Source organism: Streptomyces aureus (assembly GCF_000725495.1).
In the GTDB taxonomy this organism is placed as follows: domain Bacteria; phylum Actinomycetota; class Actinomycetes; order Streptomycetales; family Streptomycetaceae; genus Streptomyces; species Streptomyces aureus_B.
The window spans coordinates 264,856-289,967 of the sequence record NZ_JNZD01000002.1 but is presented as its reverse complement, the minus strand read 5'-3'; the positions used below and the strand labels follow the sequence as shown (position 1 = coordinate 289,967).

26 protein-coding genes and 1 pseudogene are annotated in these 25,112 nt (G+C 72.8%); 16 read left to right on the top strand and 11 right to left on the bottom strand.

Annotated features, from left to right (window positions below):
- The first annotated feature begins 100 nt into the window (after nt 1–100).
- The 4 genes from IO36_RS03575 (at nt 101) to IO36_RS03560 (ending at nt 2,839) form a co-directional block, all read left to right on the top strand.
- A complete protein-coding gene (locus IO36_RS03575; protein WP_051899949.1) occupies nt 101–847 on the top strand; it encodes an SgcJ/EcaC family oxidoreductase in 747 nt (248 codons plus the stop codon).
- Nucleotides 844–1,185 (top strand): YciI family protein, encoded by a 342-nt coding sequence (locus IO36_RS03570; RefSeq protein WP_037615909.1) that lies wholly within the window; start codon nt 844–846, stop codon nt 1,183–1,185. Before IO36_RS03575 ends, IO36_RS03570 begins: the two co-directional genes overlap by 4 nt.
- Nucleotides 1,182–2,456: an RNA polymerase sigma factor gene (locus IO36_RS03565; RefSeq protein ID WP_037615906.1), complete on the top strand. Its 1,275-nt coding sequence runs from the start codon at nt 1,182–1,184 to the stop codon at nt 2,454–2,456. The genes IO36_RS03570 and IO36_RS03565 overlap by 4 nt, the downstream gene beginning before the upstream one ends.
- Before the next feature lie 116 nt (nt 2,457–2,572).
- On the top strand, nt 2,573–2,839 hold the full coding sequence (locus IO36_RS03560; RefSeq protein WP_037615904.1) for a hypothetical protein: 267 nt from the start codon (nt 2,573–2,575) through the stop codon (nt 2,837–2,839).
- A 328-nt stretch (nt 2,840–3,167) separates the two neighbouring features.
- Here the strand turns inward: IO36_RS03560 and IO36_RS03555 are convergent, their stop codons facing one another.
- On the bottom strand, nt 3,168–4,790 hold the full coding sequence (locus IO36_RS03555; protein ID WP_037615902.1) for an alpha-amylase family glycosyl hydrolase: 1,623 nt from the start codon (nt 4,788–4,790) through the stop codon (nt 3,168–3,170).
- A gap of 218 nt (nt 4,791–5,008) precedes the next feature.
- On the opposite strand from IO36_RS03555, the gene IO36_RS03550 reads away from it, so the two are divergent.
- Entirely contained in the window at nt 5,009–5,734 is a 726-nt protein-coding gene (locus tag IO36_RS03550) for a carbon-nitrogen hydrolase family protein (protein WP_037615899.1), read from the top strand.
- 113 nt (nt 5,735–5,847) lie between these two features.
- On the top strand, nt 5,848–6,693 hold the full coding sequence (locus IO36_RS03545; protein WP_037615896.1) for a class I SAM-dependent methyltransferase: 846 nt from the start codon (nt 5,848–5,850) through the stop codon (nt 6,691–6,693).
- Here IO36_RS03545 and IO36_RS03540 read toward each other — a convergent pair.
- Nucleotides 6,671–7,396: a GntR family transcriptional regulator gene (locus IO36_RS03540; RefSeq protein WP_037615895.1), complete on the bottom strand. Its 726-nt coding sequence runs from the start codon at nt 7,394–7,396 to the stop codon at nt 6,671–6,673. The genes IO36_RS03545 and IO36_RS03540 overlap by 23 nt on opposite strands.
- Nucleotides 7,397–7,895: 499 nt before the next feature.
- On the opposite strand from IO36_RS03540, the gene IO36_RS03535 reads away from it, so the two are divergent.
- Nucleotides 7,896–8,792 (top strand): aldo/keto reductase, encoded by an 897-nt coding sequence (locus IO36_RS03535; protein WP_037615892.1) that lies wholly within the window; start codon nt 7,896–7,898, stop codon nt 8,790–8,792.
- A gap of 332 nt (nt 8,793–9,124) precedes the next feature.
- A complete protein-coding gene (locus IO36_RS03530; protein ID WP_158997184.1) occupies nt 9,125–9,826 on the top strand; it encodes a hypothetical protein in 702 nt (233 codons plus the stop codon).
- A gap of 23 nt (nt 9,827–9,849) precedes the next feature.
- On the opposite strand, the pseudogene IO36_RS47920 reads toward IO36_RS03530, so the two are convergent.
- From IO36_RS47920 to IO36_RS03510, 4 genes and pseudogenes are all read right to left on the bottom strand, one after another.
- Nucleotides 9,850–9,987, bottom strand: a pseudogene (locus IO36_RS47920) (beta/gamma crystallin domain-containing protein); the annotation flags it as partial.
- Nucleotides 9,988–9,989: 2 nt separating this feature from the next.
- Nucleotides 9,990–10,391, bottom strand: a complete 402-nt coding sequence (locus tag IO36_RS03520; RefSeq protein ID WP_037615887.1) for a nuclear transport factor 2 family protein — start codon at nt 10,389–10,391, stop codon at nt 9,990–9,992.
- Between the two features lie 8 nt (nt 10,392–10,399).
- Nucleotides 10,400–11,365 (bottom strand): acetylxylan esterase, encoded by a 966-nt coding sequence (locus IO36_RS03515; RefSeq protein ID WP_037615885.1) that lies wholly within the window; start codon nt 11,363–11,365, stop codon nt 10,400–10,402.
- 109 nt (nt 11,366–11,474) lie between these two features.
- Entirely contained in the window at nt 11,475–12,059 is a 585-nt protein-coding gene (locus IO36_RS03510) for an Rv1733c family protein (RefSeq protein ID WP_037615883.1), read from the bottom strand.
- A 296-nt stretch (nt 12,060–12,355) separates the two neighbouring features.
- Between IO36_RS03510 and IO36_RS03505 the strand changes: the two genes are divergently transcribed.
- A complete protein-coding gene (locus IO36_RS03505) occupies nt 12,356–13,087 on the top strand; it encodes a hypothetical protein (RefSeq protein ID WP_037615881.1) in 732 nt (243 codons plus the stop codon).
- Nucleotides 13,088–13,212: 125 nt separating this feature from the next.
- Here IO36_RS03505 and IO36_RS03500 read toward each other — a convergent pair whose 3' ends face one another.
- Complete coding sequence (locus IO36_RS03500) at nt 13,213–13,962, bottom strand: ferredoxin reductase (RefSeq protein WP_037615880.1); 750 nt, start codon at nt 13,960–13,962, stop codon at nt 13,213–13,215.
- 4 nt (nt 13,963–13,966) lie between these two features.
- On the bottom strand, nt 13,967–14,572 hold the full coding sequence (locus IO36_RS03495; RefSeq protein ID WP_037615878.1) for a sulfite oxidase-like oxidoreductase: 606 nt from the start codon (nt 14,570–14,572) through the stop codon (nt 13,967–13,969).
- A gap of 344 nt (nt 14,573–14,916) precedes the next feature.
- Here IO36_RS03495 and IO36_RS03490 point away from each other — a divergent pair, with 344 nt between their 5' ends.
- Nucleotides 14,917–15,693, top strand: coding sequence for a GNAT family N-acetyltransferase (locus tag IO36_RS03490; RefSeq protein WP_078942974.1), 777 nt, complete (start codon nt 14,917–14,919; stop codon nt 15,691–15,693).
- A 130-nt stretch (nt 15,694–15,823) separates the two neighbouring features.
- On the opposite strand, the gene IO36_RS03485 is transcribed toward IO36_RS03490, so the two are convergent.
- A complete protein-coding gene (locus tag IO36_RS03485) occupies nt 15,824–16,234 on the bottom strand; it encodes a MarR family winged helix-turn-helix transcriptional regulator (protein WP_051899982.1) in 411 nt (136 codons plus the stop codon).
- 385 nt (nt 16,235–16,619) lie between these two features.
- Here IO36_RS03485 and IO36_RS03480 point away from each other — a divergent pair, with 385 nt between their 5' ends.
- The 5 genes from IO36_RS03480 to IO36_RS03460 all read left to right on the top strand — a co-directional run bounded on the left by IO36_RS03480 (nt 16,620) and on the right by IO36_RS03460 (nt 21,906).
- Nucleotides 16,620–17,414, top strand: a complete 795-nt coding sequence (locus tag IO36_RS03480) for a putative protein N(5)-glutamine methyltransferase (RefSeq protein WP_037615875.1) — start codon at nt 16,620–16,622, stop codon at nt 17,412–17,414.
- Between the two features lie 225 nt (nt 17,415–17,639).
- Complete coding sequence (locus IO36_RS03475; RefSeq protein ID WP_037615873.1) at nt 17,640–18,443, top strand: alpha/beta fold hydrolase; 804 nt, start codon at nt 17,640–17,642, stop codon at nt 18,441–18,443.
- Nucleotides 18,444–18,585: 142 nt separating this feature from the next.
- Nucleotides 18,586–20,601 carry an NADPH-dependent 2,4-dienoyl-CoA reductase gene (locus tag IO36_RS03470; RefSeq protein WP_037615871.1) on the top strand — a complete coding sequence of 672 codons (2,016 nt, stop codon included), beginning with the start codon at nt 18,586–18,588 and terminating at the stop codon, nt 20,599–20,601.
- Between the two features lie 93 nt (nt 20,602–20,694).
- Entirely contained in the window at nt 20,695–21,144 is a 450-nt protein-coding gene (locus IO36_RS03465) for a hypothetical protein (protein WP_037615867.1), read from the top strand.
- A 216-nt stretch (nt 21,145–21,360) separates the two neighbouring features.
- Nucleotides 21,361–21,906, top strand: a complete 546-nt coding sequence (locus IO36_RS03460) for a PadR family transcriptional regulator (protein WP_037615865.1) — start codon at nt 21,361–21,363, stop codon at nt 21,904–21,906.
- A 156-nt stretch (nt 21,907–22,062) separates the two neighbouring features.
- Here the strand turns inward: IO36_RS03460 and IO36_RS03455 are convergent, their stop codons facing one another.
- Both IO36_RS03455 and IO36_RS03450 read right to left on the bottom strand, forming a co-directional pair.
- On the bottom strand, nt 22,063–22,617 hold the full coding sequence (locus IO36_RS03455) for a hypothetical protein (protein ID WP_037615862.1): 555 nt from the start codon (nt 22,615–22,617) through the stop codon (nt 22,063–22,065).
- 420 nt (nt 22,618–23,037) lie between these two features.
- Nucleotides 23,038–24,024, bottom strand: a complete 987-nt coding sequence (locus tag IO36_RS03450; protein ID WP_037615860.1) for a fibronectin type III domain-containing protein — start codon at nt 24,022–24,024, stop codon at nt 23,038–23,040.
- A 366-nt stretch (nt 24,025–24,390) separates the two neighbouring features.
- Here IO36_RS03450 and IO36_RS03445 point away from each other — a divergent pair, with 366 nt between their 5' ends.
- On the top strand, nt 24,391–25,101 hold the full coding sequence (locus IO36_RS03445; RefSeq protein WP_037615859.1) for a glycoside hydrolase family 75 protein: 711 nt from the start codon (nt 24,391–24,393) through the stop codon (nt 25,099–25,101).
- Nucleotides 25,102–25,112 lie beyond the last annotated feature (11 nt).

Genomic DNA, 25,112 nt, shown 5'->3' with positions numbered 1-25,112 from the left:
GGTCGGAAGACTCCGGAAAAAATTTCCGGCCGAGGTGTCGATCCGCCCGGGTGCCGTCCGTCGGTGGGGTGTAGGAAGCTCACGAGGACCTGGAGGAACCATGAAGTACATGCTGCTGGTGTGCGGCGACGACACCGCCGACGCGTCCGGGATGGCGCCCGTCGAACCCTGGGTCGAGGAACTGGGTGCCGAGCGCGGCGTCCGGCTGCACGGCCACCGGCTCCGGCTGCCCGCCGACGCGGTCACCGTCCGGGTGCGCGACGGTGAAGTGCTGCGCACCGACGGCCCGTTCGCCGAGACGAAGGAGTACGTCGCCGGCTTCGACATCCTCGAATGCGCCACCATGGAAGAGGCGATCGAAGCCGCCGCGAAGCACCCCGTCGCGACGATCGGCGCCATGGAGATCCGCCCGTTCTGGGACGACGAGGACGCCGAAACGCAGATCCGCCGGCTCGACGACCGGCTCACGGAGGCCCTCCGCGCCCGCGACCTCGACGCGCTGATGGCTTGCTACGCCCCCGACGTCGAGGTGTTCCACCCCGTGAGCGGCCCGGACCAGAGCGGCGCCGACGCCCTGCGCAAGGCCCAGGAGGAGTGGTTCTCCCGGCTCGCCGGCCCCGTCGACCGCGAGGTGCTCGACTTCCGGCTGCGGATCGACGAGAGCGTCGCCTTCGGTCACGCCCTGGTCCGCCTGCGAGCCCCGCTGGCCGACGGCACCACCCTGGACACCACCGCGCGCGTCACCACCGGCTACCGCGCGGCCGCCGACCGCTGGCGGATCGTCCACCAGCACACCTCCGTCCCGTCGGACGCGGGCCTCCCGCCCGCCGGAGAGGGCCGGTCATGAAGTACGCCCTGTTCATCTGCACTCCGGTCGACGGCGAGGAACTCGCCCCGGAGCAGATCGCCGACGACCCCCGGTTCGCCGCGTACATCCAGGAGGTGCGCGAGCGCGACATCGTGAAGGGCGGCGCCCGGCTGCGGCCCGCGAGCGACGCCACCACCGTCCGGGTCCGGGGCGACGACGTCCTGCTCAGCGACGGCCCGTTCGCCGAGACGAAGGAGTACATCGCGGGCATCGACATCATCGAGGTCGCCGACCTCGACGAGGCCATCGCCCTCGCGTCCCGGCATCCGGCGGCGCTGGGCGGCGGCTCGGTCGAGGTGCGGCCGGTCTGGGAATGAACGACGGTGCCGAGGAGGCGGTCGCGGCCGCCTTCCGTGAGGAGTGGGGCCAGGTCGTCGCCACCCTGATCAGGGTGACCGGCGACTGGGACCTCGCCGAGGAGTGCGCGCAGGACGCCTTCGCCCAGGCGCTCGACCGGTGGCGGCGCGACGGAGTACCGCGCCGCCCCGGCGCCTGGCTGACCACGACCGCGCGCAACCGGGCCCTGGACGTGCTGCGCCGCGAGGCGGTCGGCGCACGCAAACTGCGGGAGGTGGCGGTGTCGGCACGCGACGACGGTCCCTACGACCCGAACAGAGCCTACGATCCGTTCGCGGACCCGGACGACGACAGCGGAGTGGGCGACGACCGGCTGCGGCTGATCTTCACCTGCTGCCACCCGGCGCTCGCCATCGAGGCCCGGGTGGCGCTCACCCTGCGCACCCTGGCCGGGCTGACCACGCCCGAGATCGCGCGCGCCTTCCTGGTCCCCGAGGCCACGATGGCCCAGCGGCTCGTGCGTGCCAAGCGGAAGATCCAGAACGCGGGCATCCCCTACCGCGTACCGCCCGCGCACCTCCTGCCCGAGCGCACCACCGGTGTCCTCGGCGTCCTCTACCTGCTCTTCAACGAGGGGTACGCGGCCACGGCCGGCGCCGATCTCACCCGCGCGAACCTCTCCGCGGAGGCGATCCGCCTCGCCCGGGTCCTGGCCCGTCTGATGCCGGACGAGCCCGAAGTCCTCGGCCTGCTCGCGCTGTTGCTGCTCCACGACGCCCGCCGCGGCACCCGCGTCGACGCCTCCGGCGAACTGGTGACGCTGGAGGACCAGGACCGTACGGCCTGGGACACCGCCGAGGCGGACGAGGGGGCCGCGCTGCTGGAGACCGCCCTGCGCCGCGGACGCCCGGGCCCGTACCAGATCCAGGCCGCGATCGCCGCCTGTCACACCACCGCGGCCACCGCCGAGGAGACCGACTGGGCCGACATCGCCGGCCTCTACGGCGAGCTGCGTCGCTTCGTGCCCTCGGCCGTGGTCCGGCTCAACCGGGCGGTCGCCGTGGGCATGGCGGACGGACCCGACGCCGGGCTCGCCCTGGTCGCCGAACTGGAGGCGGAGGGCGAGCTGGACACGTACCACCTGCTCCCCGCGACCCGCGCGGACCTGCTCCGCCGAGCCGGACGCACGGGGGAGGCCGCCGAAGCCTACGGACGCGCCCTCGACCTGGTGGAGAACGCGGCCGAGCGGAGATTTCTGGAAAAGCGGCTCGCGGAGTGTCGATCGGCGTAGGGCGTCTTCGTCGGTGGGGTGAGACGACCTCCCGGCCGACGCCGGCCGGGAGCCACCGACCGCCCAGGGCCTGCCAGACAGCCCCTGTCGGCGCGACACCCCAGGAGGACCGTCCCATGACCGCTCCGGCCCTTACGACCTCGTCGGCCCCGCTGTTCCCGGCGCAGGACGCCGCCGCCGTCCCGCTCGTCCCTGCCGAGGCCGCAGCGGACACGGCCCGGGCGGCGGAGTCCGCCCCGGCGCCGCGTGCCCGGGGCCCCCTCGGCCGCCTGCTCGCCCGCCGGGCACGGCCGAAGGGGGCCACCGCGCCGGTGGCCCCGCCCGCCGAAGCCGGACCGAGCACCCCCGACGTCTGGCTCGCCGGGCTGCGCCTGGGATGCTGACCCGCCCTCGCCCGCTCCGGGGACCGGCGGGTTCGAGGACGCCGCAACCGCGTCCCTCGGTCGCGGCGCCCCCCGCCGATTCGCCACCGCTCGCCCGGAGTTCCTCAGGATCCGGGCGGCGGGGCGGCGGGGCGGCGGGGCGGCGAGGGCCTCGCGCAGGATCGAGTACGGCGGGTCGGCGACGAGGTGGAAGTGGTTCCCGGAGACTTCGACCAGGGGTGATCACCTCGCACCGGGCGACGGCACGGCTCTTCCGGCCGGGCACCCTCGCGCGTTTCGACCGTGACGCGGTCGGCCCCCGCACACTCCAGGTGTCCGGCTCGCCCCGCTAGTTCGCGTGGGGGACTGAAGCCTCCCGCGCGTCGGTGAGTTCGAAGACGCCGTAGCCGAATCCTTCGGCGCTCACCGTGCCGACGTGGACATCGACGCCGGCCGACTCCAGCGGGCGGACGCCGGGCAGCCACTCGACGCGGCAACTCCCGCTTTCACGGGCCGGGTTGACCACGACGAGATAGCGGCCGCCCCGTACGTACACGAACGGGTACCCGGCGTGCACCACTTCGACCGAGCCGCCCGGACCCAGCTCCGGCGTCGACGTGCGCAGCGCGATCAGGCGGCGTACGAGATGCAGGAGCGAGGTGTCGTCGGCGCGTTGGGCGGCGACCGTCGGGCGGTCCGGGGACGGGTCGAGCGGGAGGTACAGCCGGTCGGCCGGTGCCTTGGAGAAACCGGCGTTGGGGCTCTCGTCCCACTGCATCGGCGTACGGGAGCCCGCGCGGTTGTAGCGCGGGCCCAGCACACTGCCCTCCTTCTCGGGCAGGCCCGGGACGTAGCGCATACCGATCTCGTCGCCGTAGTAGATCGCCGGAAGGGTCGGCCAGGTGAGCTGGAAGGTGAAGGCGACGGGGAGCTGACCGGCCGTGCGGGGGCCGCAGTTGAGACGTGAGAAGTCGTGGTTGGCGGTCGGGAGCGCGATGAAGCCGCTGTCGCCCAGCGCGGTCACCGCACCGTGCCACGCGTCCACGAACGGGCGCGGCGAGCCGCGGCCCGCGGCGTCGAAGAAGCAGTCGAGCGGATCCCAGGCCTCGTTGACCGTGCCCTCGCCGTTGCTCCACAGCGAGCGCAGGGCGCGGCCGTCGGTGGGGCCGCCGAACTGGAGGAAGAAGTCGGCGTGGAACCCCGCGGGGACGGACACCTCGGGCTCGCCCCACTCCGAGAGCAGCACGGCGTCCGGGTGCGCCGCGTCCAGCCAGTGCCTCAACTCCGTCCAGACCGCGGCCGTCTCCCGCTTGTCCGGGTCGTCCTTGACGAGCGAGGCGGCCATGTCCACCCGGAAGCCGGCCAGTCCGAGCCCCAGCCAGTGGTCCATCACCGTGCGCAGCGCGGCCCGGTTGGCCCGCGGACCCGGCGCGTCGACCGGCAGGCGCCAGGGTTCGTCCGGACGGGCGCGCCCGTAGCCGAAGTTGAGGGCGGGCTGGAAGGCGAAGAAGTTCGGCAGGTACGACCCCGGGCGGGTGCCGGGGGAGGGGACGAAGCCGTCCGGGCGGGGTCCCTCGGGCGCCCAGATGTACCGGTCGTCGGCGGGGTCGTCCATCGCGGCCCGGAACCACGGATGCCGGTCGGAGGTGTGGCCGGCCACGAGGTCCAGCAGGACGCGGATGCCACGGTTGCCCGCCGCGTCGACGAGACGGGCGAGGTCCTCGGACGTGCCGTAGCGGGGTGCGACGTTCAGATAGTCGGCGACGTCGTATCCGGCGTCGCCGAACGGGGACACGAAGCACGGGTTGAGCCAGACGGTGTTGACGCCCAGCCACGCGAGGTGGTCGAGGCGCTCGGTGATCCCGTCGAAGTCGCCGATGCCGTCGCCGTCGGAGTCGGCGAACGACTGCGGATAGATCTGGTAGAAGACGGCGTCGGCCAGCCAGGCGGGGGCGGGGCGGAACGAGGTCATACCGGGACGATAGATGACCACGCCGGGCGTCCGCCGCCCCAGGGGCCGTCTTTCGGCTGCCGCTCGCCGTGGCGCCGGGGACACGGGAAGGGGCACGGGACAGGGGTCACGGAACACGGGTCACGGGGACACGAGGGTCCGGCCCGGGAAGGCCATCGAAGTGCAGGCAGCCGGGGCCGACGCCGGACGGAGTGGCCGGATCTTGAATAATCAACCTCATGGAGACGAGTGGATCGAAGAGGGAGCCGCTGACGGTGGCCGTCGTCCAGCCCCTGTGGGCCGGCGACGACGTCGTGGGGAACGTCTCGGAGCACGCGCGGGCCATCGGGCGGGCGGACGCGAGACTGGTGGTCTTCCCCGAGTTCTCCCTCACCGGGTACGACCTCGCCGCCCCCGCGGTGTCCCCGGACGACGACCGCCTCCGGCCCCTGGTGGACGCCTGCCGTGCCGCCGGCTCCGTGGCGCTGGTCGGCGCGCCGATCGAGGACGAGGACGGCCGCGAGTACATCGCCACCCTGGCCGTGACCGGCGACGGTGTTACGGCGGTGTACCGGAAGATGTGGCTGCACGGCCCCGAGTTCGACCGGTTCAGCCCCGGCGAGAAACCGACGGTGCTCACCGTCGACGGGTGGAGGCTCGGACTGGCCGTCTGCTACGACGCCGCGGTGCCCCAGCACGCCGTCGACACGGCGGCGCTCGGTGTCGACGCCTATGTGGCCGGCACCCTCTACGGCCCCGGTTCCGACTCCGCGGCCCGACGGGACACCCATATGCGAGAGCGCGCCGTCGCCCACGGCATGTGGGTCGTTCTCTCCACCGCGGCCGGGCCCAGCGGCTCCTACCCGGAGACCTCCGGCGGCTCGGGCGTCTGGGGACCGGGCGGCGAACCGGTCGCCCAGGCCGGCCCCGCGGCGGGCGAGATCACGGTGGCGGTGCTCGGCTGACCCGCGGTCCGGGTTCCGCTCCACGCGTCGTCCGGCCTCCGGTCCGCGCACGCGCCGGACGTCGCCGGGCCGGCTCCGGGGGAACTTCCGCATCCGACGACTAGGCTCGGCGGATGTTCACCCCGCAAGGTCCCAGCCTCCGCGAACTGGCCGTGCAGGCCCTCTCGTCGATCGAGCGCGGCTACGACCTGCTCGCGCCCAAGTTCGACCACACGCCGTTCCGGACCCCGGACGTGATCCTCGACGCGGTGGGCGACGCCCTCGCTCCGATGGGGCCCTTCGCCGCGGGACTCGACCTGTGCTGCGGCACCGGCGCGGGCATGGAGGTCCTGCGGGAGGTGTGCCGGGAGAGCGTCACCGGGGTCGACATCAGCGCGGGCATGCTGGCGGTCGGACGCTCACGGCTCGGGGGCGGCGACAGGGCCCCGTCGGCGGCCGGCGGGGGCCGGTCACGGGACTCGCGACCCGGAGCGGAGGAGTCGCCCTCCCCGAAGGGCGCGAGCCGGGCGCCGACGGTCGCCTTCGTCCGCGCGGACGCCCGGGCCCTGCCCTTCGGACCGGCCTTCGACCTCGTCGTGAGCTTCGGTGCCTTCGGGCACTTCCTTCGGCGTGAGCTGCCCGGTCTGTTCTCGGGCGTCCACGCCGTCCTGCGCCCGGGCGGGAGCTTCGCGTTCCCGATCATGGCTCCGCCGCGCCCGGGGTCGCCCGGGTACTGGGCCCTGCTGGGCTTCGACACGGTGATGCGGCTGCGCAACGCCGTCCGGCGCCCGACCTTCGTCATGTACTACCGCACGTTCCGGCTGGCGGACGTGGAGCGGGAACTGGCGCGGGCCGGATTCCGGACGGAGCTGCACCCGCTGACAAGCCTCGGGTGCCGGCGGGACGGCAGCCCCCGGGCCCGGATGGTCGTGGCCACCCGTGCGGGGACCGATTCCGTCACGTGGCCGCCGGAAGGGTGAACTCGTAGACCAGGGCGTCCTGTTGGGCGTCCACGGTCAGGTCGGTGATCTCCAGCGGGCGGTCGTACTGGTCGTGCACGCGCCGGGTGACCCGTACCGACTGGGGGAGTCTGGTGATCGCGTCCCGGTGGTGCAGGGTCAGCCCGGCCTTGCGCATCCAGTCGTAGGCGCGGGAGAGCTGTGCGGAGGAGTTGCCGTTCGCGCGGTCGCGGTAGCGGGCGAGTTCCTCCACCTCGGTCACGGCGATGGCGGAAAACGATGTCACGGCCGAGCGCAGTCCGCTGCCGTCGGACGCGGCGGACTCGTAGCGATGGACCAGCGTCGCCCGCCGAGGGGCGAGTCCGAGGGCCTTGGCGTGTTCCGGCGAGGGGGTCTCCCAGGTCACGGTGGCCCGTCGGCACCCGTCGGGCTCGCCGGTGTAGGCGCCGACGGGGAAGTCCAGGGACGGGACGCGCTCGGCGGCGCTGCCGGACAGTGTCGCGTGGCTGCCGCGCCGGTCGGTGGAGACCTGGCCCTCGCGTCGCAGCATCTGCAGCGCCTGCCGCACGGTCTCCCGGCTGACGCCGAAGCGGGTGGACAACTCGCGTTCGCCCGGCAGGCGTTCGCCGGGCGGGATGGTCCCCTCGCGCAGCTCGCCGAGCAGTTGTGCGGCGATCCGCGCGTAGAGCGGTTCGTGGTCGGACGGATGGGTGGTGCGGGCCATGACCGCGCCTCCTGTGGTGACAAAACGTAGCCGTGTGAGCTCGGTGCGCCACCACAATTAGCATTGGTCTAAACCACCAGGAAAGAGGGTTCGGTGACTTCGACCGAATCCCGTCCGCGCCCCGGTCGGAGCGGGGCGCGCGCCAGGTGCCCCGGCCCGGGCCGCGCCGGGCGCCGACTCCCTTGGGGCGACTGCGATGTGCGGTCCAGGGCCCGCTGCCCGCCCCGCCGATCCATGGTCGCCGGGAGGTCCGGAAGTCGTGACGACCGCCGGGCCCGCCGTGACCGAAAGCCCCCGGACCGGGTGATCGCGAAGGCCGCCCGGCCCGAACATCTCTCGCCAGGTCCAACGGCCGGGCCACAGCGGTCGGTTCCCGATCCGAATGTGACCCTTCGCCCATACGGCAGCCCTGTCGGCACGACCCCGGACCGCCTCATACTCCAGGCTCCGGCCGGACGGCCGGACGACTCAAGACCGAGACGACGGGAGAGGGGCCACGGTGAACGCGGCGGACGCGGGGACATGGAAACTGGGAGACCTGGAGGTCAACCGGATCGGCTACGGGGCCATGCGGCTGACCGGCAACGGTATGGAGGGGAACTCGGACGGCCCGCCGATCGACCGCGACCTCGCGGTGCGCCTGCTGCGCAGGGCGGTCGACCAGGGCGTCAACCACATCGACACCGCCTCCTTCTACTTCTCCCCGCTCCGCTCGGCCAACGAGCTGATCAACCGCGCGCTGTCCGCCTCGCGTTCCTCGTACCGGGACGACGTGGTCGTGGTCACCAAGGTCGGACCGGGCCGTGATCCGTCCGGCGTCTGGCAGGGCATGGCCCGCCCCGACCAGCTGCGCGGCCAGGTGGAGGAGAATCTGCGGCAGCTGGGCCGCGACCACCTCGACGTGGTGAACCTGCGTCGCGACGGCCCTGCCACCGACTCCGTCGCGGAGCACTTCGGCGCGCTCACCGAGCTGCGCGACGCGGGCCTCGTACGCCACCTCGGTCTCTCCAATGTCCGCCCCGAGCACGTCGTCGAGGCCCGGTCCATGGCCCCGGTGGTCTGCGTGCAGAACGCGTACGCGCTCGACTGGCGCCGGTCCGACGACAGTGGCCTGGTCGACCTCTGCGGCGAGCTCGGCATCGCGTTCGTGCCGTTCTTCGCGGTCTCCGGCCTGCGCCGTGAAGCCGCCGCCGGGCGGGAGCCGGACGACCGGGTCGCCGCTGTCGCCCGCGCCCACGGAGCGAGCCCGGCCCAGGTGCGGCTCGCCTGGACCCTCCACCGCGGGCCGCACGTCCTGGCCATCCCCGGCACGGCCGACCCGGCACACCTGGACGAGAACATCGCCGCGGGAACCCTGCGGCTGACCCCGCGGGACCTGGCCCTGCTCGGCGCGTAGGCCGGAGAGGGGTGCGGCCTCGACCGGCTTGGCGGTGCGGGGAGTTGCGGCGGTCGGAGGTTGCCCGTCGACTGAAGGTGGGGCGGGCGCCTGTTGGAGGCGGCGCGCCGGCCGAGGGTGGGGCGGCGATGGGAGGTGGTGCGTCGGGTGCGGGTGCGGGTGCGGGTGCGGGTGCGGCGGAGGTCGGAGGTGGTGCGGCGGAGGAGGGGGCAGTGCGTCGGCCTCGGGTGGGGTGCCGCCGTGAAGGACCGCCCGGATCTCCGGTGGCGCGGGGGTGTTGTCAGTGGACGGCTCTAGGCTCCCGGCGGCAAGGTTCGACGGACGGAGGCGACGTGAGTTTCGATCTAGCGGTGTGGTTCGAGTCCGGGCGGGTCTCGGCCGCCGACGCCACGCGCACCTACATGCGGCTGTGCGACGAGGACCTCGCCGGGGCCGGAGTCGTCGCGAACGAGGGTGTGGACGCGTTCCACCGGGAGCTGACCGGCCGGTTCCCCGAGCTCTCGTCCGCCGCGGACGACGGTCCGGAAGTGGAACCCTCGCCCTGGGCCGCGGGCCTCGACGTCTCCGCCGCCCACGTGATCATGCCCATGTCCTGGAGCCGCGCCGACGAGACGGCGCCCGAGGTGGTGGCCCTCGCCGGCCGGCACGGACTCGTCTGCTTCGACCCCCAGGCCCAGGTGCTGCACCGGCCGCCCGCGCAGCGCGGGACGGACGCGCTCAGCCTCCAACCGTGCGTCGGGCTCAGGGTGGAGGACGCGGACCCCGATGTGATCGAGCGGGCCGTGGGGCGGCTGTCCGCGGAGAACTGGTTCCTGATCCTGGAGCGGAGCGACGGCCACTTCCTTCAGGTCGGCCACGGTCCGAACGCGGGCGTTCCCGAGGGCGGCTTCGCCGTCGAACACCGGGAGGGCTCGCCGGAACACCACTACCGCTGTGTGCTGAGCGAGAGGGGCCAGGTGGCCGCGCTCTTCGCCGACTACGCCTCGGGCACGACCACTTGGAGCGTCGACGCGCGGTGGGACAGCCTTTTCTGACGCCGGGTCCGGGCTGCGTCCTTGACCAGCGGCGGACGGCTCGGGAACGTGATGTCGGTCCACCGGTTGATGCGCACCGAGTCGCCGTTGGCGTCGTCGTAGATGAGATCGTTGGTGCCGGTCGAAATGCGGTCGACCCACCAGTTGCCGAAGTTGGTTTCGGCTAGGCCGTTTGCCACGGGAGAGCGGATACGGATTCCGGGATACTGTGCCAATAATCCCGTGTCTCCACGGCGAGCCCCCTTGCGTCGAAGCGGACGAAGACACATCCCGCGAGCGTCGAGGGACGGCCGTTCTCCTCCGCGAGGACGCGGAACTCGGCGACCGCGCGGCCGTCCTCCCCGACCAGCGGCTCGGAGAACCGGACGTCGGTCGGGTGCTCGGACGCGAAGGACCAGCGCAGGTACGCGGCGAGCTCGTCCCGGCCGCGGTGCGGCTCCCGGAACGGCATCGACCGGTGGACGCACCCGTCCGCGTACAGCTCCAGGATCGCCTCGACGTCGTGCGCCGCCCAGGCCCGCTGCCACACCCGCACGAAGCGCCGCGCCGCGGTCGCCGTGTCCATCGGGGGCCTCAGACCCGCGCGGGGAGCCAGCGCAGCTGCGCCGCCTGCTGGTAAGGGCCGCCGCCCTCATGGTCGTTGAAGTCGTACACCTCGATCTCCTTGTCCTCGTGACCCCAGGCGTTGAAGGCCGCGAACACCGTGGACGGCGGGCAGGTTTGGTCCTCCAGGGCCGCCGAGAACAGGGCGGGTGCGCGGCCGCGCGCGGCGAAGTGCGCCCCGTCGAAGTAGGAGAGGGTGCGCCGCACCTGCTCCGAGCGGCCGCGATGGGTCTTGAGGTAGTTGCCGATCTCCCGGTAGGGAGCGCGGTCCGTGAGGGTCATGGCCCGCGGGAAGTCACACAGGAACGGCACGTCGGGGGCGATCGCCGCCAGGTCGGGCACCAGACCGCCGACCGCGATCGTGATGCCGCCGCCCTGGCTGGTGCCCAGCGCCGCGACGCGCGCCGGGTCGACCAGCGGATGCGAACGGGCCGCCTCCACGGCGCGCACGGCGTCCGTGAACAGCCGCCGGTAGTAGTACGTCTCGGGGTCCTCGACGCCCCGCGTCATGAAGCCGGGGAAGGCGGGAGCGCTGCCCACCGGGTCCGGGGTCTCGCCTCCACCCCACGCGCTCGCCTGGCCGCGGGTGTCCATGACGAAGTGGGCGAACCCGGCCGAGGCCCACAGGAGATGGGTGTGCGGGAGTCCGCGTCCGCCGCCGTACCCGATGAACTCGACGACCGTCGGAAGCGGCGAGTTCGCCCAGGCCGGCACGGTCAGCCAGCCCTTGATCGGATGTCCGCCGAACCCGGCGAACGTGACGTCGTGGACCGTGACGGTCTTCAGCGGGAGGTCGACGCGGTCGAAGCGCGCGTCGAGGTCGTGTTCGCGGGCCTCTTGGAGGGTCTTGGCCCAGAAGGCGTCGAAGTCCTCGGGCTCGGTGGACGCGCTGCGGTAGGTGCGGAGTTCGTCGAGCGGGAGGTCGAACTGGGCCATCGGGGACCACCTTTCGGCACACGGGCGCGGATGATCACACCGTACGTCCGCTCCTCGGCGCTCGCAGCCCCTCGGGCCGCACCCCGCTCCCGTGCCCGTACGGTGCCACTCAGGCCGCGCGGCGGCTCCAGTCCGGTTCCGTGCGGGCCCACTCCTGTTCCCAGCGGGCCAGGCGGCGGCGGCCGAGCGCCCGGCGTACGCACAGATGCGCGGCGGAGACGGTGAAGGTGATCCCCGCGACGGTGAAGACGCCGATGGCCAGCGCCTGTTGGAGCATCATCGAACGGGTCGGCGCCGGATGCACGATCGCGCCCCGCGCGTCGGTCCACACGTCGACGTGCTCACCTCGCCGCAGTCCCGGCGGCACCGGCACGCGTGCGGTCCGCTGCTTGCCGTCGGACGCCGTCCAGCGGACGTCCGCGGAGAGCGAGCGAGGTCGGCCGCCCGGCCGCGCGGTGACCGCCGTCGGCGTGTCCTCGAGGAGCACGGCACGCACGTGCTGCTGGGCGGCCCGCCGCGCCGCCGAATGCGTCTGCGCCCCCTCGTACGTCCACCGTGCCGCACCCGCCCCCGCGAGCGGTGCGCCGACCAGCAGCAGGACGCCGACGGCCAGCGCCCACCACGCCTCGACGACGTCGGAGCGGCGGCGCAGCGGATTGCGGCGCCAGCGCCAGCCGCGTATCCGGGTCCGCATGTGCCCTCCTCCCCGCGGCGCGCCGCCCCTGCCCGAACGGGAGCACCGGTGGGACACGAGCCGGCCCCACCCGCGACACCCGACTGCCCCGCCGACGGCCGGATACACACACGCGGGTGCGGACCCCGTGCGCGACCGTGCCCGAAAGGGCTCTGCGGGACGCCCATCGGCCGAAGGGCGTTCGGGATGTTCCCATGCCGCGCCCGGTTCGAGAAGAGTGGGTGACTCGCGGGTGACGGCCTCGTACGCCTCGTAACGGGGGGCGCTCACCACGTTAACGCGCCTACTGTGGACGTGTGTTCTACTTCGCCTTCGACGGCGCCGAGCATTTCTACGGCGATCGGGAACCCGCCCCCGGGGTACGGGTGTCCTTCGTTCCCGACAAGCTGGCGGTCGCCCGTGAGCGCCGGACCGGGCGACCGGTGCAGCTTCAACTGGTCCACGCCGACGGGATGATGGTCAACGAGATCGCCATGGACGTCGCGATGTGGCCGTCCAGCCTGTGGCGCGTGACCGATCTCGAACGGATGGGGCCGTGGCCGCAGAGCAGATGGGTGCGCTGCCGGGCCTTCACGGTCGTGGAGCAGGTGCCCGCATGGCTGGCGGCCGGCCCCCACGGGGACGCCGTGGAATGGGTGATGAACCGGGCGCGAGCACTCACCGCCGCCCAGGCCGAGGCCCTGGCCGCGCAGTCGGACGAGGCCGAAGAGGCGCTGAACCGGACCCTGTGGGCTCGTTGGCTGCGGGAGAACACCACCTGTTCTCCGGTCGGATGGGCCCTGACGGCTCTCCAGGAGGTGGTCACGGAGTCCGCTCGCCGGGTGGGCCCGCACCTGTTCGGTCCGGACGAGGACGACGAGGTCGAGATCGAGGTGCTCGACGATCCGGCCTGGCTGCGAGCTTGGACCGCGGCGTACGCGGCGGCCCTGGCACTCGGCGCGCCCGGTTTCCTCACACCCGAGGAGAACGCGCAACTCGCCCACCGCTGGACGACGGTGTTCGGCACCCCCGACCTGCCGGATCGGTAGCGGTCGTGGGAGCTTGACGCGCTCCGCGATCCGGGGCGGGGACGGGCTTTTCGACCTCGACCCGGAAGCGTGGGGGTGGGTCGGTCGAAGGCCCGTTGCAGACCGGGCGAAGGCGTCCCGATGGGTCAGCCGAAGCGTTCGATTCTGATGTGGTCCACCGGTTGGCCCGCTGCCACCAGCAGGCGCGAGGCGTGTTCGGCGAAGGCGTTGGAGCCGCAGATGTAGGCCTCCCAGCCGGCGGGTGGCCGTTCCGCCATGAGGGGGGCCACGTGGGCGGCGGTCATCCGGCCGACCGGCACACCGTCCGGGGCCGAGCGGGTGAACACGGCCGTGGTCTCGGGCCCGTACTCCTCCGCGTAGATGAGTTCCTCCGGGCTGCGCGCGGAGACCAGGAGGCGCAGCGGCAGGTCGAGGGACCGGGCGCGGTGGTGGCGCAGCATCGACATCAGCGGGACGACACCGGAGCCGGCACCGACGAGCAGGGCCGGCCGGTCCCCGGGCCAGGCGAAGAAGCCGCTGTTGGGGCCCCGGACCTCCACGGAGTCGCCGGGCCGGGCGACGGTGTGGAACCAGCCGGAGACCTCGCCGCCGTCGACATGGTCCAGCGTGAGTTCGATGTGACCGGTGTCGTCGGGCGAGGACGCGATCGAGTAGTGGCGCTGCGCCGCGTAGCCGTCGTCGGCGGTGAGCCGGAGCATCAGGTGCTGGCCGGGCAGATGCCCCTGCCACCCGGGCACGGCGAACCGGAACGTCGCCGCGTGCGGCGTCTCACGGCGGATGTCGGTCAGCGTGGCCGTCTGCCAGGTGGTGGCCGTCGTCGTGCTCACCGCGATGCGTCCGGGCACGGCGAACCGGGTCGGCGGTACGAAGGTCATGGTCTCAGTCACCGGAGTAACGCTGCTCTTCCCAGGGGTTGCCGCGGGCGTGGTAGCCGTTCTGTTCCCAGAATCCCGGCTCGTCGTGGTCGAGGATCCGGATGCCCGCGATCCACTTGACGCTCTTCCAGAAGTACAGATGAGGCACGATCAGCCGGGCGGGACCGCCGTGCTCGGCCGGCAGCGGCTTCCCGTCGTACTCCCAGACGATCCAGGCGCGCGAGCCGGTGAGGTCGGCCAGCGGGAGGTTCGCGGTGTACCCGGTGTGCGCGTACGCCACCGCGTGGGTGGCGGCCGGGTCCGGTCCCACGGCCTCCAGGAAAGTGTCCAGGGAGACCCCGCCGAACCGCACCCCGAACTTCGACCAGCTCGTCACACAGTGGATGTCACCCTCGTACGAGGAGGCGGCCAGCGCGTGCGCCTGCTCCCAGTCCCAGGTGCGCGGCTCGGCCACCAGGCCGTCGATCCGCAGGTTCCAGTCGGCGGGCGCCAGGTCCGGGGTCACCTCGGCGGACAGGACGGGCCAGTCGTCGCCGGCGTCGTACTGGCCGGGCGGCAGTCCGGGGTTGTGGACGCGCGGGCGCCCGGTGAAGCCTCGCGTGACGTTCATGCGGGTGGTGCCTCCAGGGCCGCGGGGGACGACGGCCCGCGGATCGAGCGCGGTCGCCGGGGGAGGCGGCCCGCGGATCGGCGGTGATGGTGACCGGTGCGCGCCCGGGTCGGCCACCCGGAACGCAACGATGCTTGACCAGTCAACCGTACGCGCACCGGCACCGTGCTCCGAGCCGCCCACCCCGTTGATCATTGCGTGCGCGTGAACTCTTCCGGGCCTCGGGAATAGCCGCGCCCCGATCTTCCTTGCCCCAGGAGCCGACTCTGTTGGCCCGTACACGCACAGTCGGTGAGCGCGGTCACGACGAACGGTGACCGCGACGAAGGAGAGTGAGGGAGCAGATGACCGAGGCGTACGTCTCCGCAGGGGTCGAGAGCCCGGAGGCGCGGACGACACCCGCACCCGTCGTCCCTCACCCCCTGGACAACCCGGCCCTCGGCTCGCTCACCGGACCGCACGCCCACTTCGCCGAGCGGCGCGGACGGGTGCTCCGCTACCCCGTGGACGTGTCCCCGTGGCTCGCGCTGCCCGATGACCCCGGCGCCGCCGACTGGGCCGATCTGGCGGCTCTGGTCGGACCCGGAGGCGATGCCCCGCTGGCCGGCTTCGACGGACAGACTCCGGACGGCTGGGACGTCGTCTTCAGCCTCGACGGCGTGCAGCTGGTGGACGACGGCCTGGACGCGGCTCCCGACGCCGAAGCGGTACGGCTCGGTCCGGCCGACGTGCCGGCCATGCTGGACCTGGTGGAGCGGACCCAGCCGGGCCCCTTCGAGCAGCGGACCGTCGAACTCGGGACGTACCTGGGAATCCGCCGGAACGGCGCCCTGATCGCGATGGCGGGCGAGCGGCTCCACCCGCCGGGCTGGACCGAGATCAGCGCGGTCTGCACGGATCCCGCCCACCGGGGCGAAGGGCTGGCCTCCCGGCTGATCCTGGCCGTCGCCCACGGCATCCGGGAGCGCGGCGAGACCCCCTTCCTGCACACCGCGGCGAGCAACACCGGCGCCATCCGCCTCTACGAGTCGCTGGGATTCCGGCTGCGCCGGCCCGTCCGCTTCATGGCCGCACGGGTGCCCGGGACGGTAGGCGAGGGTCGGATCGCGGACTTGGGCTGATCCCGTACGCCGATACGCCTGCCCGTATGCCCGTATGCCCGTATGCCCGTATGCCCGTATGGCCGTATGGCCGAGCGCCTGGGAGCCGTACGGGCCGGGGTCGCAACGCACTCGCGGGGCGCGGCTGCCCTCAGGCCTCCGGCCCCTCCGTCTCATAGGCGCTCGCCGTCGCGTTGTACCGCTGCAGATACGAGGCGAAGCGGGTGAGGTCCTCTTCGGGCCAGCCCGCGAGGCGTTCGCGGAACGCCGCCCGGCGGCTGCGGGTCACCAGGGCGAGGATCGCCGTGCCCGCGTGGGTCAGGTGCAGGACGTGGACGCGGTGGTCCTCGGGGTCCCGGCGCCGTTCGATCAGCCCGGCCCGCTGCAGCGCCGCCACCTGGCGGCTCACCGTGGACTTGTCCAGCGAGTAGTGAGCCGCGAGGTCCGTCGCCCGGCAGCCGCCGACCTCCCGCAGATGACCGAGGAGGGTGTACGAGACCAGCGACAGCTCGGGATGGATGCGGTCCGCCGAGGCCCTGGCGCGGCGGGCGAACACCGTCATCTCCTTCTGGATGATCTCCACGGCCGACTGGGGCGTCACAGGCTCGGCGGGCGCCTGGGCACCCTCGACGTGCTCAACGGAGTCCTCGGGCGACATGACGGGACCTCCTCGATCCGGCCTGGTTGCATACTACAACTGGGGACGGAAGGGGGGAGAGCTACTCATACCGGGCCCGGCGGGTTCTGTGCGCCCTGTGACTGATCGTTCCTGTAGGGTGGCCGTCCCGGCCGCGGACCGTCGCGGGCCGGCGCGACTCGAGGAGGTGGGACCCATTACCGCTGTGTCAGGCCGGGTGCTCCCTTCTCCGGACGTCACGGCCGCCGTCCGACCCGTCTGACGGTGGCCGCGGGAGCGCCCTTCGGTTCGTCGAAAGGCCCTCGGTTCCATGCCTCCCTTCTCTCCCGATGTTCCCGGCGCCGCCGACCCGATGGTCGCCGCCCTCCGTTCCGCCGGCTGTGTCTTCGCCGAGGACGAGGCGGAGCTGATCCGCTCCGCCGCCCGCACCCCGGACGAGGCCGCCGCGATGGTGGACCGGCGCGTCGCGGGACTGCCCCTCGAACACGTCCTCGGCTGGGCCGAGTTCCACGGACTGCGGATCAGCCTCGATCCGGGCGTCTTCGTACCGCGCCGCCGTACCGAGTTCCTCGTCGAGCAGGCCGTCGCGCTCGCCCGTGAGGCGTCCGTCGTGGTGGACCTGTGCTGCGGCTCGGGCGCGGTCGGTGCCGCGCTGGCCGCTTCCCTCGGGGGACCCGAGCTGCACGCCGCGGACATCGACCCGGCGGCGGTGCGCTGCGCCCGCCGCAACGTCGCGCCGTTCGCGGGCCAGGTGCACGAAGGGGACCTCTTCGCCGCGCTGCCCGCCACCCTGCGCGGCCGGGTCGACGTCCTCGCCGCCAACGTGCCCTACGTCCCGACCGACGAGGTCGGCCTGCTGCCGTCGGAGGCCCGGGACCACGAACCCCTGGTCGCCCTGGACGGGGGCGCGGACGGGCTCGACCTCGCCCGCCGGGTCGCCGTCGAGGCGCCGCGCTGGCTGGCCCGCGGCGGGTGTCTGCTGATCGAGACCAGCGAGCGCCAGGCGCCCACGGCGATCGAGGCCTTCGCGAGCGCCGGACTGATCGCCCGCCTGGCCGTCTCGGAGGAGTGGTACGCCAATGTCGTGATCGGCGTGAAGCCTTGACCTGTATCGCCGTGCCGCCCTGACCGGTGTCGGCGTGCAGCCTTGACCGGTGTCGGCGTGAAGCCTTGGCCGGTGTCGGCATGAAGCCCTGGCCGGTGTCGGCGTGCAGCCCTGATCCGTCGGGCCGGCGCGGGCGACATGCCGCGTTCGGCCCCTGATCAGCCGTTCCCTCCGTCCCGCGCGCCACACTCTGGCTGACCGCAGGTGCCAGAGGAGGGCCCGGACATGACCAGCACCCCCGAGCAGTTCGACGCGTGGGACATCAAGGAGTCGGGGCCCGCCGACGCGAGCGCCCGGGTCCTGCTGCTGCCCGGCGGGATGTGCGGCACCGTGTTCTACGACGACCTGATGGCCGCGCCGCCGCTCGCCTCCGCGCCGGTGCGACTGGTGGCCGCGACCCTCCCGGGCCACGCGGGCACCACGCCGCCGCGCGATCTCTCCATCGAGAACTATGCGGCGATGGCGGGCGCCCTGGCCGCGGAGCGCGGCTGCGGCGTGGTGGTCGGCCACAGCATCGGGGCCAACGTCGCCCTGGAGATGGTGGCCGGCGGGCATTTCGCCGGGCCCGTCGTCCTGTTGTCCCCGACGTTCTCGGCATCCGACGAGGACAGGGCGCTCGCGATCACCAACGGGCTCGGCCGGGTGCCCGGCATCGGGGCGCTGACCTGGATCGGCGTGGTGAAGGCGACACCGCGGGTCGTGGGCCAGATGCTGCCGCCGGCCCGCCGCGAGGTGCTCGGTGCCGACCTGGCGAAGAACGATCCGGAGTTCTGCCGGCAGATGGTCCGGCGGTACTTCGACTACCTGGACCGGTACGGGACCCTCGTCGCCCGTCTCCGTGACTCGGGTGCGCCCGCCTGGGTCGTACGCGGCGACCGGGACGAGGTCGGCCTGAAGGACGAGGAGCGGGCCGGGCTGGAGGCCAGTCCCAACGTGACCATGGTCCCGGTGCCCGACGCGGGCCACGTCGTGATGGTCGACCAGCCCGATGCGGTCGCCGCCCTCGTGGCCCAGGTGGCCCTCGGCTGAAGCCCGCTCCGGCCCCGCGCCGCCGTTCGGCCGGTAAGCGGCCGGTGCACGGCCACGTGATCCTCCTCATTGTGCAACTAGTTGCATAACGCGTGACCCGTCGTCTACAACAGACGTACGACACCGCCCACGGAGGGGCCCGATGAGCCGTTACCCGCACCTGCTGAGCCCGCTCGACCTGGGCTTCACCACCCTGCCCAACCGCGTGCTCATGGGCTCCATGCACGTGGGCCTCGAGGAGGCCGAGCGCGGCTTCGAGCGCATGGCGGAGTTCTACGCCGCCCGCGCGCGAGGAGGCGTGGGCCTGATCGTCACCGGCGGCATCGCGCCCAACGACGCCGGACGCCCGTACGAGGGCGGCGCCAAGCTGACGACCGAGGCGGAGGCCGGACAGCACGCCGAGATCACCGCCGCGGTGCACCGCGAGGGCGGGAAGATCGCGATGCAGATCCTGCACTTCGGCCGCTACGCCTACCACCAGGACCTCGTCGCCCCGAGCGCGCTCCAGGCGCCGATCAGCCCCTTCGTACCGAACGAGCTCGGCGACGCCGAGATCGAGCAGACCATCGACGACTACGCGCGCGCCGCCCGGCTCGCCCGGCAGGCCGGCTACGACGGCGTCGAGATCATGGGCTCAGAGGGCTACCTCATCAACGAGTTCATCGCCCTGCAGACCAACCGGCGCGAGGACCGCTGGGGCGGCTCGTACGAGAACCGGATGCGCTTCCCCGTCGAGATCGTCCGCCGGGTGCGCGAGGCCGTCGGCGACGACTTCATCATCATCTACCGTCTGTCGATGCTCGACCTGGTGCCCGGCGGCTCCTCGCTCGACGAGGTCATCACCCTCGCGCGGGCCGTCGAGGCCGCCGGAGCGACGATCATCAACACCGGCATCGGCTGGCACGAGGCCCGTATCCCCACCATCGCGACCTCCGTGCCGCGCGGTGCGTACGCCTGGGTGACCAAGAAGGTCATGGGCTCCGTCTCGATCCCGCTGGTGACCACCAACCGCATCAACACCCCCGAGATCGCCGAGCAGTTGCTCGCCGACGGCCACGCCGACATGGTCTCCCTGGCCCGGCCGATGCTCGCCGACCCCGACTTCGTCGCCAAGGCCCGGGCCGGACGCCCCGAGGCCATCAACACCTGCATCGGGTGCAACCAGGCCTGCCTCGACCACACCTTCAGCGGCAAGATCACCTCCTGCCTGGTCAACCCGCGCGCCTGCCACGAGACCGAGCTCGTCCTCGCGCCGACCCGGCTGCGCAAGACCGTCGCGGTCGTCGGTGCCGGGCCCGCCGGACTCGCCTGCGCCGTCAGCGCCGCCGAACGCGGCCACGAGGTCACGCTGTTCGACGCGGCGGACGACATCGGCGGTCAACTCAACGTGGCCCGCCGGGTTCCAGGCAAGCAGGAGTTCGACGAGACGATCCGCTACTTCCGCACCCAGCTCGAACAGCACGGTGTGGACGTCCGGTTGAACACCAGGGCCACCGTGGAGACGCTGGAGTCCTACGACGAGGTCGTCGTCGCCACCGGTGTCACCCCGCGCACCCCGGAGATCCCGGGCGTCGACCACCCGAGCGTCGTCGGCTACCTCGACGTGCTGCGCGACGGAGCCCCCGTCGGCGACCGCGTGGCCATCCTCGGCGCCGGCGGCATCGGCTTCGACGTCGCCGAGTTCCTCACGGACAGCGGCGACAAGGCGAGCGAGGACCCGGCGACGTACTTCCGCAGCTGGGGCGTCGACATGGACTACAAGGCGGCCGGCGGCCTCGGCGCCCCCGAGCGGCCCGCCCCGCCGCGCACGGTGCACCTCCTGCAGCGCAAGGCGTCCAAGGTCGGCGCCGGACTCGGCAAGACCACCGGCTGGATCCACCGCACCGAGCTCAAGCACCGCGGCGTCACGATGGTTCCGGGCGTCCAGTACGACCGGATCGACGACGCCGGACTGCATGTCACCGTCGAAGGCCACAGCCAGGTCCTCGAGGTCGACACGATCGTCCTGTGCACCGGACAGGAACCGCGCCGCGACCTGTACGAGGCGCTGCGCGCCACGGGCCGCGGGGTCCACCTCATCGGCGGCGCCGACGTGGCCGCCGAACTCGACGCCAAGCGGGCCATCAAGCAGGGAACGGAGCTGGCGGCGGCTCTTTAGGGCGAATTCCGAGGCGCGGCACAACCGTTCGAGGGTGTCGTCGGTCACATCAGGTAGGAGCAAACGCCTCCAAAGATCCGCAAGGGGGAAATAATGGGATTCAACCGTTCCGCCCTGATGGTCGGCACCTTCGCCGCCGTGCTGGTGGGAGCCTCCGCCGCGCTGGCGGCGCCCGCCTCGGCCGCCGCCAACACCACGCCGCAGAAGGTCTGCGGCAGTGCCTACAAGACGGTGAACTCGGCGCCCGTCGGCTCGCTCGGCACGGTCTACCTCACGTACAACGCCTCCAACGGCAAGAACTGCGTCACGACCATCCGCAACAGCCCCGGCACCGCCGTGGACATGTCCGCCTGGGTCTACGTCCCCGACACCGGCCTGGGCGACGACGACTACGACCAGTACACCTCGTACGCGGGACCGACGTACGTGTACGGCAAGGGCCACTGCGTCGACTGGGGCGGCCAGATCAAGAACGTGTACACCCAGGTGTCCGGCTCCAACTGCGGCGCCTTCAAGGAGCAGCGGGTGACCTTCACCCGCTGATCCGCCCCTCAGGACGGCCGCCGCACCTGACGCGGCGGCCGTCCGGGGGCGCAGGGCCCGGCTCGCCCCGGCGGACGCACCGCGTTCCGCCGGGGCGAGCGGGCGCCGCGCCGACCCTGGGGAGTGCGTTCGGTCCTCAGCCGGGAGTACGGCCGGTCACCGGGGGAGCGTGACCGGTCATCGGGGGACTCCCGGGGCCGTCCCTAGGATGACCCCATGTCACTCCCGCACGCGATCCTCACCGCCCTGCTCGAGAAGCCCTCGTCGGGCCTCGAACTGACCCGGCGGTTCGACAAGTCGATCGGCTACTTCTGGTCGGCGACGCACCAGCAGATCTATCGCGAGCTGGGAAAACTGGAGGCCGAGGGCTACATCAGGGCGCTTCCCCCGGAACTGCACGCCCGCGGCCAGAAGAAGAGTTACGAGGTCCTGCCCGCCGGCCGCGCCGAACTCGCGCGCTGGACCGCCGCCGCGCAGGAACCGAAGCCGATGCGCGACACGATGCTGCTGCGCCTGCGGGCCGCGGCCGTCGTCGGCACCGAGGGCATCCAGGCCGACCTGCGCCGTCATCTCGACCTGCACCGGGGCCAGTTGGCCGAGTACGAGCAGATCCAGGCCCGGGACTTCCCGCCGGAGCGGAGCACGCCCGAGGACCGGCTGCGCCATCTCGTGCTGCGCGCCGGAATCGACCTGGAGACCTTCTGGACCCAGTGGCTCACCCATGCCCTGGCCGAGTTCGAGAGCATGGAGAAGGGCGACTGAGCGGGGCCGGGGCTTGTTGAGGTGTGCGTCCGGATGTACGGAGCCGCCGCCCGCGTTCAAGCGCCGAGAGAACCGCCGTCCGGGGACCTGAGTCCACGAAGCGGCCGTCCGCGATTCGAGCCCGCGGAACGGCCGCTCGTTGTCGACGTCCCCGGATCAGAGCCGGTGCGGCTTGGACCGGCGGCGGAGGAACCAGCCCGCCGCCAGCGTGCCGGTCACGACGAGGGCGCCGCCGCCCACCACCGTGGCCGTGCCGTAGTCCTTCACTGCGCCGCCGAGTCCGCCCATGACGCCCCGCGACGGCGACGGTGAGACCGTCGTCGAGATGGTGGGGGTCGCCGGGGCCGCGCTGGCCGCGACGATGATCGACTGGGTGCCCGCCGTCGTACCGTCCTGGCAGACGACGATGACCGTGAACGTTCCGGGGCTCACGCCGGTCCAGGCCGCCGACTGGCTGCTGCTCGTCCCGGTGAGCGGCATCTGACGGCCCTGGGCGAAGTTCGTCTGCCCGCTGGAGAGCAGCGAGGCGTTGCCGAAGCTGCTGCCGTTGCTCGGGCAGGCGCTGGTGGTGACCGAGACCGAGGTGCCACTGGTGCTCACGGAGATCCCGGACCCCCAGGCGACGGCCGCCGGGGCGGCCAGGGTGAGCGGAAGCGCAGCGGTGGCGGCCACGGTCAGGCCGGAGCGGAGAAGTCTCTGAGTGGTACGCATAGGAACTGCCCTCCAGCGGCACGGTTGGCGGTACATCCCATGCACCGCCGAGGATCGGAGGGCCCGTGCTGCCTCGGTGCGAGCCAATGCGCCCCGGGCGGGGCGCGCATGCGGACGGGGACCGGGCAGGTGACGAATTCCATCGTCCGGCGCACGTCGGGGGCATGTCCGGGGCACGTCCGGCGGGTCGCCCGCCCGGTCCGCGGCTCCTGTCCCGAGTGAGGTCTCCGTCGGCAGGCGCGGGACGCCTGAGAGCCCGCCCGCGAACACCGGAAAGCTCACGCCTCGCCGACTCTGCCGGAACGCTCATGCCTGGCCGACCGTGCCGGAAGGTCCAGGTCCCGCGTGTCGTCAAGGACCGCTCGGTCCCGCCCGCCATCACCGACCGTTCAGGCCCGCCCGTCGTCACCGATCGACCGCTCAGCTCGTACCCGTCGTCACCGAGCGTTCCTCGGACCGTGCGCCCCATGTGCCGTCCGGGAGCTTCGCCCTGATCCGCACCCGATGCGTCTCGCCGGCCTTCCGGCCGATGTAGAAGCTGTACGCGCAGGTGCCGCTGGGCGGGGTGCCGCCCCACACGAGCGAGGTCACGGCGTGCCCGTCGAGCTCGATCCCGTATTCCGTGACGACCCCGTCGACCTCGGGAGCGGTCCACGCCAGGTCGATGTAGTACGCCCCGTCGCTCCGGTGGGCCGTCGCACGGAAGCCGGACGGTGCCGTGTCCCGGCCGTCCGCCGGGCCCGGTGCGGTGGTGATCCGGACCGGGCCGCTCGGCGCGGAGACGTTGTCCGCGGCGTCGCGGGCCCGCACGGTGAACACGTAGGCCGTGCCCGGCCGCAGCCCGGTGACGACGGTGGCCGTCTGTGCGCCGCCCACACTGTGGATCTTCGACGTCCCCTGGTAGATGTCGTACGACACCACGCCCCGTGCGTCGAACGCGCTCGCCCAGGAGAGCTGGACCGCCCGGCCGCCGATGGCCTTGCCCCGCGGGCCGCCCGGCCGGGTGGGCGCGGTCCGGTCGGCCGCCACCGCCGCCGGGGTGGTGGCCCGTACCGGCCGGCTGAGGGGGCCGGGAACCCCGTCGGCGTTGCGGGCCCGGACCCTGAAGACGTACGCGGTGGACGGCTGGAGGCGGGTGATGTCCACCATGTGCTCCGAACCAGGCACCTCCTTGACCTTGGTGGTGCCGCGATATACCTCGTAGCGGGTGATCCGGGGGTTTTCCGTGGTCAGGTTCCACATGACATGGACGCTGGTCGAACTGCCCGCGGCGGCGGTCACACCCGTCGCCGCGGCGGGCGTCCGCTCGTTCCCGCCGGACGCGGCGGTGCCCCAGCCGCAGCCGGAGAGCGCGAGCAGCATCACGCACAGCAGCGCGCGCGGGACGGTGGGGGGAACGCGGCGCACGGGTCTGCCCTCCCTCGACGGGGATTGGTCTGTACCTATAAGACACGGGTGACGCGACCACATCAAGAGGCAGGACGCCGGTGACCGGATCGACGCGCAAGTACGTATGCTGATCCTCGACGCGGTGTGAACTCGCCCCAGTAGCAGGGGAGTTCCTGCCCGCGGCGCGGAACGCTGTCGTCGCTGATCCCGCGCCGACGCGTGCGGCCGAGCGGCCCGGGCCGGGTCCGGCCGGGGCCCTCGGCCGTACGGCGCCCGCGGAAACGGCCGTGCACCGTCCGGCCCCCTCCCGGTGGACGCCCCACCGAAGGCCCACCAGATTTGGGCAGATGAGCGTCCATGTCCCCCAGGAGAGGTTCTCCCATCGTGCGTGTCCTGCCGCTGACACTGGCCGCGGCCGCGGCGGCCGCCCTGCTCGCCTCGGCCCCGGTGGTGCTGTCCACGACGTCCACCTCGGGCAGCCCCGGAAGCCCCGCCGCGCCCGCACGGGAAGGCTCCGTCCGGGCCGCGGAACTGCTGGCGAGACTCGGTGGCTGCACCGCCGTCTCGCACGGGCGTTACCGCAGCGACGACGGCACCCGCGCCGACATCCCGGTCTGCGGCACGCGGGGCGCGGTCTACTGGACGGCCGACATGGACATCGACTGCGACGGCAGGCCGGGACCCCTGTGCAACGACCGGACCGACCCGCTCTTCTCCGACTCCACGGCCTTCCAGCAGCCCGACGGCCGGTATCTGAGCGCCGAGACCCTGCCCTATGTCGTCGTCCCGGCGCCCAGCGACATCTGGAACTTCCGGGACCACGGCATCGGGCCCGGCTCGGTGGCTGCCGTCATCTACCGCGACCGCGTGCAGTACGCCGTCGTGGGTGACGTCGGACCGGAGGACATCATCGGCGAGGCCTCGTACGCGACGGCCGCGGGGCTCGGAGTGCGCCCCGACCCGCGCGGCGGCGGCACGCCGTCCGGGGTCACCTATGTCGTGTTCAAGGACGCCCGGGTGTCGCCGATCCAGGACCACGCCGCGGCGGCGGCCACGGGGGAGCGGCTGGCCCGGAAGCTGCTGGAGGGCCGCTGAGCCATGGGCCG